Raw genomic sequence first — 17,535 nt, 5'->3', positions numbered from 1 at the left:
GGTTTATGCAGCCCTATCCTGCACCGGAAATAGCAGAGTTTACAAAAGCAACATTCTCAGCAATGAATGAGAAAAACTCATCTATTGGATTGCCGTGACAGCTTCTCTTACAGCTTTACGTGCCTTTGACGCCGCCGCCCGGAACGGCAGTTTTCGGGCAGCCGCGGCGGACCTAACTGTGACCCCGACTGCGATCAGTCATCATATTCGCGGATTGGAGGATCAGTTTGGCGTCAAGCTATTCAGGCGGGAGGGTCGTGATGTCACCCTGACAGCTGAAGGCAGGCGCTTGGCCCATGCGACCAGTCAGGCCTTTGGCCTGTTGGACAGTGCGGTTCAATCCATGCATCGAAGCGCACGCAAAGCGGTGCGAGTTTCGGCGGGACCGATCTTTACGGCGCGCTGGCTCATGCCGCGGATTAGTGATTTTTGGGAAGCCCATCCCGAGATCGAATTGGAAGTGGTGCCAGCCCTTTATCCCGGCGCGCACGAACGCGAGAATGTCGATATCATAATCCGCTGGGACCGCATCGCCGACATGGCAGAAGGTGCAATCAAGCTGCTTGAGCTTAGCCCGGTCGCCATAGCATCCGAAGAATTTGTCATTACACGAGGACCTATCGATCACCCAAAGGATCTACTAACCTTGCCCCTTCTGCATCAAAGAAATCACTGGGGATGGCGGGACTGGTTTGAGGCAATGGGTGTTTCAATAGCCGATCTGCTCTACGGGCCGATCTTCGAGGACGCAAACGTGCTGCTGCGCGGCGCTGCCGAAGGCCAGGGAGCAATCATTGGCTGGCTTCCACTGATCGATCAGGATCTGGCGGAAAATAGAGTGGTTCGGATTTTTGATGAGCGTATCAACCCAACCCATGGCTACTTTATCGATGTCCAGCATACCAGCAGAACCCGTTCTGAGGTTCGAGAAGTTGAGGATTGGCTTGTCACACAATCATAATTGACAAATGCATCAGTTGTTGAGTGAGAGGCAAGCTTGTTTTCATGAAGCTGTCGATCTGCACTTGAGCGCGACATCGAATGACAGAATTGGTGATTATGGCCACAACGCGACGATGAGTGTGCTGCCTTTTCGAACAGATGCTGCGCCAGCAAACACCCTGAAGGACAACGGCAACATTGTCTGCAAGGCGGACATTCAGCGGAATTAACCGAATGTCTGCTTCGAGCCCGGCCGGGTCATCGGTTTGGAAGTCTCGCTTGATGGCGCAGCAAATGACCGATTTCAGCCTGAGAAGATCTCTTCCTGATACGCGACTAATGCACTAGCACAACCAAAAAGGGGGCACGTGATTGAAAAAAAGCCGGCGCAAACGCGCCGGCCAGTCCAACAGGGAGAAGGCAGAGTTGACCTCTGCATTGTGCAGTTCACCACAGGGATTTGGCGTTAGTTGGACCCCATTTTGGATTATTGTGCGGTTGTGGCTTCTTTGCCGACACATCAAAAAACTAATCTTCAAACGGTTGCAGCTCTGTCCGCAAGCCGGTCGTAGCCACGATCTAGGAGAGCGACCGTTTTTAGTGAGAGCGGTTGTTCCTGTTTGAAACTCCGAGTTTTCGGGGGTGAACGTCCGCTCAAATCCGCTAATCGGTCATCTGAGTAAATCCGTCAGGTGACTGCGTTGAGCCCAAGGTTCCGAATGCGGCAACCAGCACCAATGTCGGCAATGCGCAGAAAGCGGGCTTTGCAAAGTTTGGCGAACAGCTCTCTTCTGAATTCAAGGGTAGGTCTTTATTCTGCGGTCGCAGATCGCATTGCAGCCGTCCGCTGCAAGAGCAATCTTTTGGGTTAGGTGAGCTCACAGTCCGCGGGCGAAGCTACCTTTGAGGCAGGTTACATCTAATTCAGATGTATGAACAAAACTGACCTTGTCCACAGCATGGAACAATTCTTGAGTATTCGTGGGAATTTTCTGAGACACGTTCAAACACTGGCTGCGAGACCTCAGTGTTAGTTTTTGCGGAGTGATGCAAGAGCCGTCTTAAGTATCTCTAAGCTTGCGGCGCGTTCTTCTGGTGTCATCGAGCTCGGGTCCAACACCATTTGAAAATTCGGGTTTTCATATACTACTTTTTCTGCGCGCGGTCTCGATTTCTTTTGACCCAAGACACGGTATGTCATGACAGGTTGAGCCACGCCTTTGACTTGGATAGCTCCAACTTCTTCGGTCTCTATTTCGTGGTTCACGTGCGCCCAGGTTTCGTACGAGATATAAATCTCTCCTTCCTCGGCCTGATGCTCCAACCTTGATGCCACGTTCACAGAGCCGCCGATAATGGTGTAATCCATTCGGTCGTCACTTCCAAAATTCCCAACCGTACAAAAGCCTGTATTGATACCTATACGGCATTGTAAATGTTGCCTTATTCCATGACGAATCCATTTTGCCCGCAACTCTGTCAACTTGTCTCGCATTGCAATTGCCATTCTCACACATGCCAAAGCATCTTCCCGCACCCCTTTAGTCTCCGGGTCTCCAAAGAAGACAAGGATTGCGTCCCCGATAAACTTATCTATCGTCGCACCGTGGTTCAGAGCGACTTCCGCCATTTCGGTCAGGTAGCTGTTCAGGAGTTCTGTTAAATCTTCCGACTCCATCTGATCCGTAAGCTCTGTGAAGCCGGCGACGTCCGAGAAAAACACTGTCAGCTTTTTTCGCTTACTCGCGAGTTTAACTTCTTGGCGACCGGAAAAGATCGAGTTGTAGACTTGAGGCGATAAGTATTTGGCAAGCTTTCCTGACAATGCCTCAAGCTCTTGGTTTTTCTGGGTAACTTCTTCGGCGGCGATGCGCTGTTTTTCGGCTAATGCATTCAGTTCCCGCTCGTTGCGATCACTCAATCGCATCATGCGCCGCGTGGTTCTGAGCAGCTTTCTGTATTCTCCGACAAGGTTTTCAATTGACTTGCGCGTTTCATCATTCGGAAATTGTCCACTGTTTAAAGCTGCTTCCGCGACTTCCAAAGCCTCATTCTCGCGAACAAAGAGATCGTCGATAGTCATCGATCCAACAACTTTTCCAGTGTGAATTTGGCATGTTTCAAGTCTTCCCCAAACTCCTCCCCAAGTTCTTCCATGGTCTCGTCTTCGGGGTCGTGAAACCAATAGACGTCAACGCTTTTCCCCGCCTCAGCAGCGGAATCCAAAAGCTCCATGATCATCATGATGGCCTTGGCGCTGGACGAATTGAAATAGATGAGTTCAAATTCAAAACGACATTTGGATATTGAGCCATCCGCCAACCAACTTTTCAAAGCATCAAACAACGGGTTGTAAAACGTCGTAACATCCTCAGGGTAGGATTCCCCAATCAGTTTGAGGTGGCCAACGTCAAAATCGAACGCCACGGCCGGGGTGCGGTTTGTTGCTGGGATATCAATTTTCTGCATTCGTACCCTCTTAAATCGTCGCTTTGAGTGCGAAGAATGCGTGCTGATCGTCAATCCGCATAAAATCAAACTCGATTGGCCTTGACGCTCGACGCGCAATTTCAATTAACCCGATACCTGCATTATTGCTGACGGCGTCAGTTTCTGACCGGAGTTGGCCTTTGTACGCAGCCCTAAGCTCCTCACGATTCATGGCGCGTAGTTCGGAAAGTCGTTTTCGCATGTTGTCTACGTCACTCAAAAGGATCAGATTGCCCGCATGAACGACATAGCCGTTGGCCTCATTTCCTATGGTCACGATGCCGTAACTTATATCCAGTACCTCGGTCTCACCGTCGGCTGGTAGCCGTTCGACTGAATATCTGATGATGTTCTGCATTTGCTCTACGAAAACAGCGAAAACGCTTCGGAGAGTTTTTGTGTCAGCATCTTCAGACACTAATTTCTGCTTTAACGCATCGCCAACACCACTGAGGATACCTTCGGTTACATAACCACTGTATGCAAAGACAACACCTTGTCGGCGCAGGTTGGCGCGTAGATCGTAGACTTCGCTTGCAAGCATCTGTTCCCCTTGGTCATGCTTGGGTGGCACCAAGTTCAATTCAGGTCTTAATATCATAAGATACACATTTATGCATTTTCAGTGTATCAATTGTGCAGTGTTGTTAGTGGGGAGGTTTATATGATTAGGCTATTGTGTGTGGTCGCCGTAGTAATATCGTCCGACCCGGCTACAGCCGCCGACATTCCAACAGAGATCAAGGCAAAGCTCCAATCCGCCATGATTTCGCATGTCGATGGGGTAATGGTCGACGGTTCTTACACGTATCTGGACACGACCACCAACGCGTTTGAAACCGTTTACCCTGCGAATGTTCATCCCATGGTTCTTCTTGCGGGAAGTGACTATTTCGTCTGCTCTGAAATGATAACCGAAGATGGCGATACCGTGACGGCGGACTTTCTTGTGCGTGAAGTTTCCGGGGATTACAAAGTTGTACAGATGATCGTCAACAATCGTGGAGCTCTTCAGGCCGCGATGAAGAACATCGGGAACTAGATGCCGGACACTATAGAGGCATTTAGTGCGTAAACTCTGGACATCTTTGAAGCGCCGAATATTTCTGAAGCATATTCTGGCGACGCTCCTGCTCGGAGGCGTGTTAAATGCCATTGTGCTTCTTTTTTACTATGAATTCAAAAAGCAAGCTCAAACGGATCAGGTTGCCGCGGAAGTTGCAACGATTGCCAATCGGATCGCGCGTCCGTTGGCTGAATTGGTTGAAGCAGGAAGTCTTGTGCAAGCAACGAGCCTGCTGGCTGTCTATTCGGGTTTTCCTTACGTTATTTGCGCCGAACAGAGGTTAGAGCAAAGCTCAGAAACCTTGGTTTCCTGGCCTGCTATAGGATGCGACAAGATAAAAAAACCTGGTTTAGACATCGTCGTTTCTGTTCCGACGGCCGCAGGGCCGACAACGATGTTGGCCCGAATTGATCAGGCGATCTTGAACGATGAGTTAAGGACAGAAGTGGGGGTTGTGGTCCTTCTTGGAGTTCTCGGGGGATTTGCGCTCATCTTAGCAGGCGCTGCTGCATTTCTATGGCTCATCAACAGACCTCTCGGCCAAATGTTGAAAGCCATTGAAAAGTTCGAGCGATACGATGACCCTCAAATTGTCCCATACGAGTCAGAAGATGAGATTGGCAAGGTTGTTCAAAGCTATAACTCAATGCTGGATCGCGAGGTTGAACGTGTCAATGAAATCCGCGAGGCGCACCACCAGATCGTCGCAAGCGTAAACTATGCCACGCGAATTCAGCAGGGTTTGCTGCCCACGACCAGCCAGTGCAAGGCCGCCTTTGCTGATTTCGCTGTCATATGGGAACCACGCGATTTGGTTGGTGGGGACATCTACTGGATCAAAACGGATGGCCCAATTACGACGCTCGCCGTAATTGACTGTACTGGACATGGCGTTCCCGGAGGCTTCATGACCATGTTGGCAATCGCTACACTCGAGCGGCTCTACTTCGAAAATGAAACGCTTAGCCCGTCACTGGCGCTGTCCAAGTTGAGCGACTTGACGCGTGCACTTTTAAATCAGGATACTGCAAACGGGACTTCTAACGACGGCATGGACGCTGCGATATGCCAGATCGATTCAGCAAAAGGGGTTGCGACGTTTGCAGGCGCGCACATGTCTCTTTTGGTCAAATCCAAGACTGGAATTGACCGAATCCGAGGCGATAAGCTGAGCATTGGGTATGTGGATACTCCAATTGGTCCAAAATTCTTGGAACACGAAGTTCAAATGGATCAAATAGCAGATTTTTTTATTTCAACTGATGGGTTGGTTGATCAATTAGGTGGAGAAAAACGTTTGGCTTTTGGCTTCCAGAAAGTTGTATCTGTATTCGAACAGGAAGAGTGGTCGTGTTCGGAAGATCTATTGTCGGCTATTCACGGCGCTTATCAAGATCATAGTACGAATGAAGAACGTTTGGATGACTTAACCATGATCGCTTTTCGCACTGCCCGAAAAACAGATTAAGGTGCGTTTGTGAGATGCAACGCCCTCTGCTTATCCGTAAACGTTGATGTCTACTCCTGTACTACCTAAGGCTTTGTTAGGCTTTAATAAAACTGAGGTGACGTCGGTTTTTCCTCGCTGAACAGACCCTACAATAGACTGACCATTCTACAGGGCGCTTCGGAGGCATAGGTGCGGCCGCGGGATCGTCGAGATCGTCATACTGAACCTGAATGGCCGCTTTTTGAGTTTCCCATGAATTACTTTGCGACTGCAAAGAACGGCAGTGCCCGTCCCGCGTGTTACTGTGGCATGTCTGGTTTGGGCTGCCTGCGGTATTTGATTCCGAACAGGCGAAAGGCGGAAAAGTTCGCACAGCAGACACTTGTCGCGATTTAGCGAACGACGGCTTAGAGCCCAAACTGGACACTGGTTCGCTACGCAGCATTGATCAATTTGGACGGCAACCGGACATTCTCTGCAGGCGCAAATTGGAGAGCCTTCCTATCGCTAAGCGATCATTCGGCTCCAACACGGTGCTGTTTGTCGGATCAACCCCAACATCTTTCTGGCCTAAGCGCTGTCGCCAACAACCTGAAAACCGCTAAAATGAATTTTCCTCACAGTTCATAAAGCGATGTGGTGCTCACCACACCACCCCAGATCATGTTTGGCCAGTTCAAAGATTGGAGACACGTTGCCATCTGCTACGACAGTAACCTAATGGCCTTCCGTTCTGCCCTAGCACTCCAGCAACCGTTATTTATTGGCTATTCGGCCTAAAACTATCTTGGATAGTACTACCCCAAACCCATCGCAACCAAGGGCAATAATACACCCGACATGGCTATCGATACACCCATTGGATAGCTGGCTTTTGGTCGCAATGCGAGCCAGCGGCATTCCGGAAATCCAATTATCGAGCGGCTTGTGATCACAAACAGCATGCCCACGGCCATGGACAGGGTGAAAGTGTAAAAGAACAGCAAAAGAAAGTAGCTGGGCACAAACAATGTCAGCGCGGCGATTGCCTTTACGTCCCCTCCACCCCACAGGCGTAGCGTGAAACCAAAAAAACCAACGACAAAAACGCCAACGCCGAAGACCGCGCGGTACACCGTCTCGTGCAACGATAGAAACACGGGCGCGGAGAGGACAAAAGCGGCGAGCATCATCAGCACCAGCTTATTGGATATCCTGAGGTTCTTCAGGTCATTCCATGCCATTGCGGCCAAAAGCGGAGTAATGACGATCAAAGGGGCGAGCTGCGCGACTTCAGGCGACATTTTCGCTACCTGCAGTCGGCGATTGGCGCTTGACCATCGGGGTCAGCAAATCATGAATCAATTCGGGTTGAGATGACGTTTCTGTTTTCACGTAGATATTGCGAAGATGTGTACGCAGTGTCGAAATTGAAATCGACAACTCGGACAACAAGGCATTGTTGTTTAATCCCCGCGCCAATAGCAGGCAAACCCGATATTCCGAGCGACTCAGCCGACAAGGGTTGTCCAAAGACAAAATGCTTTTTGGTTCTTTCTTGATAAGCTTTCGGCGCGTGTTTTTCAGCTTCGCTTCGGAAAACCGACCAAGAGATCTTTTCTTCCAGCAATCCGACAGAACATGGCCCAGAACGCTCAGAATATCTACCACGGCCGAAGAGATGGGGTGGCTGAAATGCAATTCCAGAAAGTCGGCGACACCATTTTGCCTTTCCAGCAAAATGGAAACGGACTCGTAAAATCTGCGGAACGCATAGAACTCTGACAGATGTTCATATTCGGAAAGGTCATCGAGGTCGCCGAACCAAGCCGACCCCAGTTTGGCCCGGCTCATGTTGTTGCCGCAGATGGCAGGCGCGATGCAGAAGTCGAAACCGCTGAAACTGTCCGGCGTCTTGTGATTGGCGTCGTAGCTCACCACTTTTGCCGAATTCTGATTGCCTTGCAGGTCGACCCGGCTGATTGCAACCACTTCCGCGTCAATTGCGCGAGCCGTTTCACGCAGTGCGTTTAGCAGTGGAACTTTCCCCTGAGAGGCCTGGCAAAGGACCGCCACGACCCTAAGAAGTTCTGAAGTCGGTGCCATTGCATCTGGCGCGAAACGATGCGCCGAAAACATACCATTCATACCGTTTAATACTGACCGAAACCCGATCAACCCTTTCGACAAACGCCCCCACCCGTCGATTGTGTCTCGATTTTTTTTGCGTGGCCGGACTCCACTTAACTGCATATAAGCTTAGTCATATTTCCCTAAAGCGGGCAAAAAGGTTCGCAACAAGTATTCTGTTTGTTCTCCTTTTGGAAACACGGCCTGTTTGAACACGTTATTGATGTGGAACCGGGCACAAATTCACGCCCCAAAGCCCCGGAAGTATCGAATCATCGAAGGTGCGGCGGTGATGATGATCAGCGTCGGCAGCATCAGCGCAGCCAGAACGGCGGACATCTTTACCGGTAACTGATTTGCCAGTTCCTGCGCCCTGGTTTCGCGGGAATCCCGCATTTCAGATGCATAGGTGGTCAGGGCTTCGGACATGCTCGTTCCATAACGAATGGATTGCTGGACGACTGTGGCAAATGACTGGATTTCATCAACCCCTGTACGCCGCGCCATGTCAGACAGCGCGGTTGCGCGGGGACGCCCAGCCTGAATCTCGTGTTGTGTGTTCAGAAACTCAAAGGCCAGATCAGGGGAGGCCAGCGCCAGTTCGTTTCCGACCCGGGTCATAGCTGCATCGAAGCCTAAACCGGCGTGAAGCGAAATCTGCAACAGGTCGAGGGCATTTGGAAACGCGTCGCGGATACGTTGCTGACGCTCCTTACGGCGACGCTTCAGCCAGGCTGCGGGTAGAAAATATCCGACGGCCGTCAGCAAACCGATAAGCTGTATGGCGTTGGCTTTGCTGATGGATTCAAAAATGTCCGTAATCGCGCTGGGAACTGGAATGCCAGGAGTTCTTGAGGCAACAATGAGCAGACCCACAATCATCGGCACGAAAATCCCAAACCAAACCCGCGTCAGCGTATAGATCCGCAGGGCATTCCGGCCGGTCAACCCGGCTTGAATAAGCTGATCCTCAATCTTGCGCCGCTCAGACTCTTTGCTGGGTAGCGCTGCTCTAAAAAGGCCTTTTGGTGTAGCAATGGTTTCCCGCAACAGTCCACGGTCGTTGCGGGCCCCATATCTTTGGGCGCGCAGTTTGGCGATGCGGACGGCCGCAGGATGGCGGCGGCTTAACGCCGAGGTTACAGCAACGAACACCAGCAAAACGCCGAGGCCAAAGATGGTCAGCAGAATTGTTTCGGCTGGCAGACCGAAACGAAGCGACATGATTTCCAGCATATGTTCCATGAAACTGCCCTCAGATACGGAAATTGACGAGTTTGTGCAGGATGATGACGTTCGAGACCATCAGAACGACAACCAGCACTGCAAGTTTGATGAATGCGGGATCGTCACTGATATCGGTGTAATATCCCGGTGCGTTGATCGACATTACCCCCATGATCACCAGCGGAATGATCGACAAAAGAAACCCGGACAGGCGCCCTTCTGCGGAAATGGCCTTGATCCGCGCACGCAATGCAATGCGCCGTCTGACCACGGTAGCCAGAACGGACACGATCCGCTCCAGATCGCCACCAGTGCCGTGTTGGATTGCCATGCTTGCCGCCAGGTACTGTGCATCTTCCGAACCGACCCGGTCAGCAAAGTCCTGAACCGCGTCGGGCAATTCGTCGCCAAAACTGATCTGGTCGAAAATGATGCCGAACTCGGACCCGATAGGGTCTTGCATCTCGTCCGCGACGGCTTTGATCGAGGTGTTGACCGGGTGGCCAATTTTCAGGCCACGCGCCATCAACTCTAGCGCATCGGGCAACTGGCTGGTCAAAGCTTTTTGGCGTTCAGCCTGCCGCGATTTCACCACCAAAGCCGGCATGACCACACCCAGGACGAGTGCGATCGGGGCCGTCTGCCAAGGCGGCAGAAACATCATACCGGCGGTTGCGATCGCCAAGGTACCAAACAGGCAAAGCAGCACAAAATTCTTCGCTGAAACATGCAGCCCCGCCTGAACTAGCGTATCCGGCAAGTTCCCAAAAAAAGGGATCTTCGCAAAAAAACCTGTCTGGGTCTCGGGAAGCAGCAAGGCGAGCCGATCTTCATCGGTAACGCCTTGCCGGACCATGCGCATTCGGCGGTTGCGGGCCTCGGAGTGGTTTTCACCGCGACGGGCAAAGTGGAACACACCGGTAACCAGCATGAAAATTCCGACGAAGACGCAAGCGAGCGTCAGATAGTTAAGAAGTTCGGCTGTGTTAATACTGGTCATGCCTCAGCCTCCTGATACTCGGAAGGTCTCGGGTTCGAGATCGACGCCAGCGGCTGTGAGCATGTCATAGCATTTCGGGCGAATCCCAGTGGGAACAAACTTACCAAGCACCTCGCCGCTTTCCGCGCGGCCTTTCTTCTGGAACACGAAGATGTCTTGCATGGTGATGATCTCACCTTCCATCCCGGTTATTTCCGAAATGCTGGTGACGCGGCGCGACCCATCCGCCAACCGCGACAGATGCACAATAAAGTGTAGCCCCGACGCGATCTGGGATCGAATGGCTGCGGCGGGAAATTCGATACCCGTCATCGTGACCATCTGCTCCAGACGGCCCAATGAATCGCGCGCCGAGTTTGCATGTACAGTCGTCATCGAGCCATCATGACCCGTATTCATGGCTTGAAGCATGTCGAAGGTCTCCGCTCCGCGAACCTCACCGACAATGATCCTGTCGGGGCGCATACGCAGCGCGTTTCGCACCAGATCACGCTGAATTACCTGGCCGTCGCCGGACGGGGATGGCGGGCGTGTTTCCAGTCGCACAACATGCTCCTGCTGGAGTTGCAGTTCGGCTGCGTCTTCAATGGTGACGACACGCTCGCCATGGTTGATATACGAAGACAGGGCGTTCAACATCGTTGTCTTACCCGACCCCGTCCCGCCTGCAATCAGGACATTCAGGCGCGCAAATACCAGCGATTGCAAGAACCGTGCGGCGGCATCGTTCAGAGCGCCATTTGCAACCAGCTTTTTCATTGTCAGTTTCGACTGGGCGAATTTTCGAATTGAAACACTGGGGCCGTCAATCGAACACGGGCGGATGATTGCGTTTACACGGCTGCCATCTTCCAGCCGGGCATCCACCCAAGGCTGGCGCTCATCCACGCGTCGGCCGATCTTGCTGACGATCTTGTCGATAACACGCAACAGGTGCTTTTCATCCCGGAACCGCACCGGCACGCGTTCCAGCAGGCCAGAGCGTTCGACATAGACCGTCTGATAACCGTTAACCAGAATGTCATTGATAGTTGGATCAGCCAGCAATGGCTCCAACGGGCCAAGCCCCAGAATTTCGTCCAGAAGTTCTTCGACGATGCGGTTGAAGTCTTCGGTATTCAGTGGCTTGCCCGCTTGGGATAAAGCGCTGCCGACAACCCCGGCGACTTCGCGCCGCAGCACGTCTTTTTCAACCTTTTCGATCACTGCAAGGTTCAAGCGTTCCAGCAAAGCCTCGTGCAAAGTGCTTTTGAGCTCAAGCCAATCTGCCAGTTCTGTATCTTCGGCGGCAGTGTCTGGCTGAATGTCCTGGGCCTGCGGTTCGGCACGTTGATTCAGCTGGATAACTTCGGCCTCATTGGTTCGTCCGGCGCGCGTAAACTTTTCAAACATCCCTTAGACTCCAATTAGGCTGCGTTGTTTCTCAGGTCGGCTTTTCCGACCATCGTTTCATTTATGATTTTTCGACCCACCGAGCGGATCGCCTTGGACAGGGCACAACTGCCTGAGGCCTGCGACAGCAACTGACCCCGATCCAGCGCCTGCTTTGCGTGTCGCGCGTCGCTGGGAAGCCAGAACCGCAATTCGCGTTCCAGCACCTTTTGGGCTTCAACATGTTGGCTTGACCGGAATGTCGGTTTCGTTTCTTGGCTGATGACGATCTCAACCGGAGGTTCGAGCCGCTCTTTTGTGAAGAATTCGATCAAACGGCAGGACTGGCGCACTGAAGAAACCGAGCTGTCGCCCACCATGAGCATCCGGTCCGACGCGGTAACAACCGCACCCAGCCAATCGACCAGTACGCGTGGAAGATCAATGACGACAAAGTCGAATTCCAGACGCAGGTTCTCGATCAGCGCGCTGATCTGTTCGCGTGTCAGAACATCCAGAGGAATTAATTCTTCGGGAGCGCTCAGGACTTCCAAGCCGGATGCATGTTGCACCAGAGATTGTTGAAGGAACGTCCGGTCCGGCATGACCCCGTTCTGAGCCATTCTCAGAAGCCCCGAGGAAGGCTGCAAGTCCAAGGACGTTGCCACGGTGCCAAATTGCAAATCCAGATCGACGACAGCGACCTTGTTTTGTGTCTTTTTCCGAAAGATACCGGAATATCCCTGCAACTGGTCGGCCAGATTAATAGACAGCGTTGACGCACCGATGCCACCGCGGGCCGGACATACGCTGATGATCTGTCCCAATCGCTGCGGTTGCGGCGCATAAATGGTGGGCAACAATGATTTGTCGACCGTCAGACGTTGGATCTGCTCAGCCAGTTCGTCCTGCCCGATGGGATAGGGCAAAATCTCATCGACACCCGAATTGTTCATCGCGCGCACCTCGGTCAATGAGATGTCACGGTCGCTAAGTGCCAGCAGGGTGCCGCGGGGACCGGCGTTACGACGAAGATCGCTGACAGTCTCCAGATCCAATTCACCTGAAAAGCTGAACACCAGCAGGTCATTTTCACTCATCAGATCACAGGCGCGGCCGTTTACCGAAGACAATGTTCCGGAGTGCGTCTCGAGCGAAAGATCGTCGAGCCGGTCGACGGCCTGGGCGACTGAATTCTTAATCGCCTCATTATCAGAGATAAGGGCTAATGATTTTTGAGTCATTTTGCAGCTCCCATGGTTAGAAATTCAACCGTTGACTCCGCTGGCGAGGTCTTCGCCAGGAAGGGTTGCGCTAAAGTCGGAAAATATCTTGAAGCCCGTTGTCGCGGTGGTCAGCGCATCGGTTTGCGGCGTGGAACCGCCCAAAACCAGCGCTGCGATCGAACCCAACGGAGAGACAAACCGGAACGGAAGCTCTTCGATTGTCACTGTGACCATCGGTACATAGGGGCCACCCAGGAAATTCATTTCCGGGTCGAAGTTGTAAGTGAACGTGATGTTGCTTTCGTCAAAAGTTGCGGTGGGATCGTTGGGAACGGCAAACTGAAGCATGTTCCAGATGTCGGTCACGGTGGTCTGGGCAGCTGCATTCGCGGGGGCCGCACCGGTGCATATGGTGGTGGCCGGTTCGACACAGACGCCAGCAGCGAAACTGCAATTGGTTCCGAACCGCGGGCCGGTGATATCGGTATAGGTGCCTCGGCTGTTGGTTGTCGGAACACCGCCACATGCGGGTGGCATCACTGCAGCCATCCGAGCGGCGACCTGTGCTGTTTTTTCAGCAGCCACATAGTGGAAGGCCAATCTGCCGAAATCTATCAAGCCCAGGAAAATCAAAAGGAACAACGGCAGGACAAAGGCAAGCTCAGTGACCGTCGACCCATCTTCCTGACGGCCAAGTCGCGACATTTCGCGGGTTATCTTTTGAATGCGGCGGATCATGGTCCAAACACCCGGCTGCGATCTGTGATCGTGGTTTGGATCTGCGCCGTTGCCGAGCCTCCAACCAATTGGAACACGGGCGTAAATGGCAGATTTGAAATTGTCAGTGACGCGGTCAGTACGGCAACCGGTGTGGGCGAAACGCGGTATTCACCTGCGTTGCCAACGCATTCGAGGGACAGAGAGTCTAGACCAACAGCAATGTCAGTGGTCGAAAGCGACGTCAGTGTATTTGAGACGGCGGTTTGAAAATCGCCGATAGCAGCGCTTGGCGAGGCAGTGCACAGGTCCGACGGGGCGATCCGGCCAACATAACGGGCAGTGTCCCGAACCCCCGTGATCGCATTTTGATAGGACCAGAAAATCCGCCCCCCTTCGACGATCAGGGCAAATGTCACCAACAGGATCGGTAAAAGGATCGCGAATTCGACCAACGCCGCGCCGAACTGGTCATTGCGGAACCGGATGAGGGTCTTTCTGATATGACGGGATGCACCAAACATGATCATTACTCGTACAGCTGAACCAGATCGTGAACGATACCGCCGACTCCGGCGCCGCCAATGCCGTCCGAAACGGTCTGAATGACTTCACCATAGATGACCGCGTTGGCACCGGTGCTGCCGGATTCAGAGGGGCGGATCAGAAACATCTCGATAAAACTGGTGACCGGAATGGTGCCCGATCCGCCGTTAAGCTCGTCCGCAAAAGTTGCGCAATCGATACCGGCGACGGTGATGACACGGCGCGTAGGATCTGCACGACCGGCTGACGCGGGTTGGCACGAAGGCATGCTGCTTTCAGCTTTACCACCAGCGGTCAGGATAGCTTCCAGAGCGGCCTGGTTGGTGACTTCAGCATTGTAGATGTCGTAGCGGGTGCCACCAGTCGGGAACCATGGCGGAATACCGGTTGGGAGAGGGCCGCTGAAATCTGCGCCATAGTTGATGGTCAGATATTCGGTAAGACCAGCAGTGAATACGCCATTGCCAATACGAGGCGTCGGGCAAGTGCCACTGGCAAAACAATCGTCAAGCGGCAAACCAACGGTCGCGGCCGGATCAAGGGCACCGTTTGAATCATAGCTAGGCGACGGCTGGCTGGTACAGTTGTTTCCATTGCCCGAAGTGATCCAACCGTCTAAGACATGCGGAGAAGAGGCAAAATTGTCGACGTCGTAGCGCGAACCGTTACTGAACTGTTTGGCGCTGGATTCAAACTGGTCGAAGCGTGTGTTAAAGCCCGCGATCATGTTACCCACGCTCAGACCCGGTCTGGTTTCAACGCCTCTTTGGCTGAAGCACATGGAAACAGCGCGCGACGCGGCCAGAGCACAAGAATCTTCCTGACCGTTTGGTGCAGGTTCGCAGGCACCAGACGCGTCGATGGCCAGATTCTGATTAGAAGACAGAAAACCAAAGTTTCCGGGACCCCAATGGCCATTGCCGCCCTGACTTACCATCCTAATCAATTGGCCCTCGGTCAGATCGAGGCTAGGTTGCGGCAGGCAGATGAACATGGGGGTGATGTCGCAGGCCATCAGGGTGAACCCTGCCACAGCCTCGGCATTGACGCTGGAGAAGGGCTGCGCATTGCCCAACAAAGCCGCCGCTGCCGCTGCGAGCGGAGTACCAACCTCGTGCGTATCGACAGTCACCCGAACGAATGCAGCATTCGGTCCGCTGACCGGATCGGTCGAATCCAGCAGTTGCGCGGGTTGAGCTGGATCAGTCGCAGTGGTCGGCGGGTTTTCATAAAACCGCAACTGGTAATCCGTTGCGCCGGACAACAGCTGATCCTTGTTCCGAACGCCAAAGCTTTGACGGTCGCGGATCATGTTTGCAGCCGCATTTGTGGCGCGGGTGATTGAATCCGGGCGACCATCAAGCTCCCCCGCAGCCGCAAGGGCAACATTGTCCGCAAAGCTCTGCAATTCCGACTGTGTGGTGGTCACCCGACCAATGTCGAATGCAAGGGCGGCCATACCGACCATGACCGACAGGGCCACCGCAACAAAGACCAGGATCGCGCCGTCTTCGGAGCTGCGGAATGGACGTATGAATTGAGCGAGGGACACGGTCAAAACCTTCATTGGTCGATTCAGTTGATGATGGATTCTGTCACTTCGGTGCCGCGGCGGACCCGAATAATCGTTTTGCGAACCGGTTCTTTGATGTCCCGCGCGACGGCTGGTTCATCAATCAGAAGATCGTTCAGTCGAGTCATGGTCAGCGTCTTGTCCTCGGTGTCATCAATGGACCGTAAGGTCAGGCTCAGCCGACCGGCACGTTGCGCCAGAGCAAGGCGCTGAACTTGATCCGGGGTAACGGCGACGGTGACCGTGCGAGCAACAACGGGTTGGTCGGTCTGTTCATCAGATTCCTGATCAACACCGATGACCCTGATATTTTGCAAAATGGTGACGGCGTGCATGTCTCTTTTTTCGCCAGTGGTCATCACCACATCGACCCGATCACCCGGGGTAACAAAACCCCCAACGGCGGTTTCAGCGTCAACCTCAATGGCCATGGCGCGATGATCTGCGCCCAGCGTCTGAACGATGGTGACCTTTTCACCAAAGTCGGAAACCTTGCTGTTCAGGATCAGTTCACCCTGAGTAATTGCGCGACGAGCGCGACGGGACGGCATGCTAGCCGCCGCAATCAGGTCGTCATAATCTGTAAAGACTCCCACGGGTACAGCACCGCGGGGCCAGTCAATGGTCGTCAGCGCGCCTGGCTCGATTTCTTCGCCAAACGAAATATCGCGCGACGCAACGACCACGCTCACCATCTCGCTCTCGGCCTCGACATTTGCGGACTGAGTATCGAATTGAATGTAATCCCGAGCGACGTAAACCGACCCTCCGGCTACGACCAGGCCCGTCAATGCTGTGAAAATGGCAGAGAGTCTCATCTGGTGCTCCTTCAGCTTTTTTTGGCGTTTATCGAATGAACCGATCTGAGTGGTTGCACTTTGCCAGCGGATCAAGAAAATATTCCGGGACGATAAGCACGCGGGGCTGAGCGCACCGCGTGCTTTGTCTTCCGTCAGGTCATTACATCAGGGTTTCAGCGTCTGTGAACTGACCGTTAACGTCGTTGCCCAACGCTGTCAGGGTAGCAACTGCAATCGCCGTGACGATTGTCAGGGCAACGCCATATTCCACGATGGTCGCGCCGTTTTCGTCACGTGCCATGGTCTTCATCATTACATAAAGCTTCAACATCTTACTCTCCTAGTTAACTCACTAGCTACTCATGGATGCCGCCCAAATTCGCGGCGTTCTAACCCCCTCCATACCGACGGAGCCTTCCACAAGCTTACGTCCCGCCATCAGGGCACCGCATCCTCCAAACCACGGAGAAATACACGCCAGGATTGTAAAATTTGGCAGCTTGGTCGTTTCTTTGTCGCAAATTTGACTGATTCCTTACCGGAATCCGAATGGCCAGGTTCCTGATTCTTTCCCAACTGACAGGCCGCCAATTCCGGTGCCAAGCTGCTTTGCTGCACAAATGGACTGAAGGATTCACTTCATGAATCCAGAATGATAGCTGAGAGGTACGACCAGTTGGGCCCGGACGAAGCACAAAGCCGGGAAAAGCCTTCGTACAATACCGCATTGAAAGAACGAGGATCGCTCTCGATCTGGTTTGATCCTGAGATGTATTGGACATCGCCAACTTCAGGCAAGCGCGGCCGTCACCAGAGTTTCAGCGACTCCGCAATCCAAGCGTGTCTGACCCTGAAGGTTTTGTCGAGATGACGATGAGGCAAACCACGGGCTTCGTGGGCGGTCTCCTGCGGCTGGGTGGCTTGGACAGTGCCGTGCCTGATGTCTGACGTCAGCGCCTACCGGACAGATTTGGGGTTTGAGCAACGGAGGATTTCTGGTTCATCGAAGCCGTTAAGG

The 17,535-nt window shown here is 53.1% G+C and carries 17 protein-coding genes and 2 pseudogenes; 5 read left to right on the top strand and 14 right to left on the bottom strand.

Features of this window, described 5'->3' with window-relative positions; all coding sequences use genetic code 11:
* Positions 1–94 precede the first annotated feature (94 nt).
* Positions 95–961: a LysR family transcriptional regulator gene (locus AC2FI8_RS06060; protein ID WP_496777827.1), complete on the top strand. Its 867-nt coding sequence runs from the start codon at positions 95–97 to the stop codon at positions 959–961.
* A 1,011-nt stretch (positions 962–1,972) separates the two neighbouring features.
* Here the strand turns inward: AC2FI8_RS06060 and AC2FI8_RS06055 are convergent.
* From AC2FI8_RS06055 to AC2FI8_RS06045, 3 genes are read right to left on the bottom strand one after another with little or no spacing between them, the layout of a single operon-like run.
* Complete coding sequence (locus AC2FI8_RS06055; protein WP_496777824.1) at positions 1,973–3,025, bottom strand: adenylate/guanylate cyclase domain-containing protein; 1,053 nt, start codon at positions 3,023–3,025, stop codon at positions 1,973–1,975.
* Positions 3,022–3,411 carry a DUF1987 domain-containing protein gene (locus AC2FI8_RS06050; RefSeq protein ID WP_496777822.1) on the bottom strand — a complete coding sequence of 130 codons (390 nt, stop codon included), beginning with the start codon at positions 3,409–3,411 and terminating at the stop codon, positions 3,022–3,024. The genes AC2FI8_RS06055 and AC2FI8_RS06050 overlap by 4 nt, the downstream gene beginning before the upstream one ends.
* Before the next feature lie 10 nt (positions 3,412–3,421).
* On the bottom strand, positions 3,422–3,976 hold the full coding sequence (locus AC2FI8_RS06045; RefSeq protein WP_496777819.1) for a SiaB family protein kinase: 555 nt from the start codon (positions 3,974–3,976) through the stop codon (positions 3,422–3,424).
* A 120-nt stretch (positions 3,977–4,096) separates the two neighbouring features.
* Between AC2FI8_RS06045 and AC2FI8_RS06040 the strand changes: the two genes are divergently transcribed.
* The 3 genes and pseudogenes from AC2FI8_RS06040 to AC2FI8_RS06030 all read left to right on the top strand — a co-directional run.
* Positions 4,097–4,474, top strand: coding sequence for a hypothetical protein (locus tag AC2FI8_RS06040; RefSeq protein ID WP_496768965.1), 378 nt, complete (start codon positions 4,097–4,099; stop codon positions 4,472–4,474).
* A 25-nt stretch (positions 4,475–4,499) separates the two neighbouring features.
* Positions 4,500–5,966 (top strand): SpoIIE family protein phosphatase, encoded by a 1,467-nt coding sequence (locus tag AC2FI8_RS06035; RefSeq protein WP_496777815.1) that lies wholly within the window; start codon positions 4,500–4,502, stop codon positions 5,964–5,966.
* A 639-nt stretch (positions 5,967–6,605) separates the two neighbouring features.
* Positions 6,606–6,718 (top strand): annotated as a pseudogene (locus AC2FI8_RS06030) (IS5/IS1182 family transposase); the annotation flags it as partial.
* Positions 6,719–6,745: 27 nt separating this feature from the next.
* Here the strand turns inward: AC2FI8_RS06030 and AC2FI8_RS06025 are convergent.
* The 11 genes from AC2FI8_RS06025 to AC2FI8_RS05975 all read right to left on the bottom strand — a co-directional run bounded on the left by AC2FI8_RS06025 (position 6,746) and on the right by AC2FI8_RS05975 (position 16,848).
* Positions 6,746–7,231 carry a prepilin peptidase gene (locus tag AC2FI8_RS06025; RefSeq protein WP_496777812.1) on the bottom strand — a complete coding sequence of 162 codons (486 nt, stop codon included), beginning with the start codon at positions 7,229–7,231 and terminating at the stop codon, positions 6,746–6,748.
* Entirely contained in the window at positions 7,221–8,075 is an 855-nt protein-coding gene (locus AC2FI8_RS06020) for a helix-turn-helix transcriptional regulator (protein ID WP_496777811.1), read from the bottom strand. Before AC2FI8_RS06020 ends, AC2FI8_RS06025 begins: the two co-directional genes overlap by 11 nt.
* 225 nt (positions 8,076–8,300) lie before the next feature.
* Entirely contained in the window at positions 8,301–9,302 is a 1,002-nt protein-coding gene (locus AC2FI8_RS06015) for a type II secretion system F family protein (protein ID WP_496738142.1), read from the bottom strand.
* Positions 9,303–9,312: 10 nt separating this feature from the next.
* Entirely contained in the window at positions 9,313–10,284 is a 972-nt protein-coding gene (locus tag AC2FI8_RS06010; RefSeq protein WP_496777809.1) for a type II secretion system F family protein, read from the bottom strand.
* A gap of 3 nt (positions 10,285–10,287) precedes the next feature.
* A complete protein-coding gene (locus AC2FI8_RS06005) occupies positions 10,288–11,676 on the bottom strand; it encodes a TadA family conjugal transfer-associated ATPase (protein ID WP_496738143.1) in 1,389 nt (462 codons plus the stop codon).
* A gap of 14 nt (positions 11,677–11,690) precedes the next feature.
* Positions 11,691–12,899: a CpaE/TadZ family protein gene (locus tag AC2FI8_RS06000; protein WP_496724153.1), complete on the bottom strand. Its 1,209-nt coding sequence runs from the start codon at positions 12,897–12,899 to the stop codon at positions 11,691–11,693.
* A 24-nt stretch (positions 12,900–12,923) separates the two neighbouring features.
* The gene (locus AC2FI8_RS05995; protein WP_496724152.1) at positions 12,924–13,619 is read right to left on the bottom strand and encodes a TadE/TadG family type IV pilus assembly protein; all 696 of its coding nucleotides are present in this window, start codon (positions 13,617–13,619) and stop codon (positions 12,924–12,926) included.
* Entirely contained in the window at positions 13,616–14,122 is a 507-nt protein-coding gene (locus AC2FI8_RS05990; RefSeq protein ID WP_496768977.1) for a TadE/TadG family type IV pilus assembly protein, read from the bottom strand. Before AC2FI8_RS05990 ends, AC2FI8_RS05995 begins: the two co-directional genes overlap by 4 nt.
* 5 nt (positions 14,123–14,127) lie before the next feature.
* Complete coding sequence (locus tag AC2FI8_RS05985) at positions 14,128–15,711, bottom strand: pilus assembly protein TadG-related protein (protein ID WP_496768979.1); 1,584 nt, start codon at positions 15,709–15,711, stop codon at positions 14,128–14,130.
* An 8-nt stretch (positions 15,712–15,719) separates the two neighbouring features.
* Positions 15,720–16,535, bottom strand: coding sequence for a Flp pilus assembly protein CpaB (gene cpaB / locus AC2FI8_RS05980; protein ID WP_170558864.1), 816 nt, complete (start codon positions 16,533–16,535; stop codon positions 15,720–15,722).
* 142 nt (positions 16,536–16,677) lie between these two features.
* Entirely contained in the window at positions 16,678–16,848 is a 171-nt protein-coding gene (locus AC2FI8_RS05975; protein WP_170558866.1) for a Flp family type IVb pilin, read from the bottom strand.
* Positions 16,849–17,176: 328 nt separating this feature from the next.
* Between AC2FI8_RS05975 and AC2FI8_RS05970 the strand changes: the two are divergent.
* Positions 17,177–17,459 (top strand): annotated as a pseudogene (locus AC2FI8_RS05970) (transposase); the annotation flags it as partial.
* Between the last annotated feature and the right edge of the window lie 76 nt (positions 17,460–17,535).

This window comes from Ruegeria sp. CDSB029, assembly GCF_059611125.1.
Note: the sequence above shows the minus strand (reverse complement) of the source record. Positions and strands in the feature narration are given on the sequence as shown.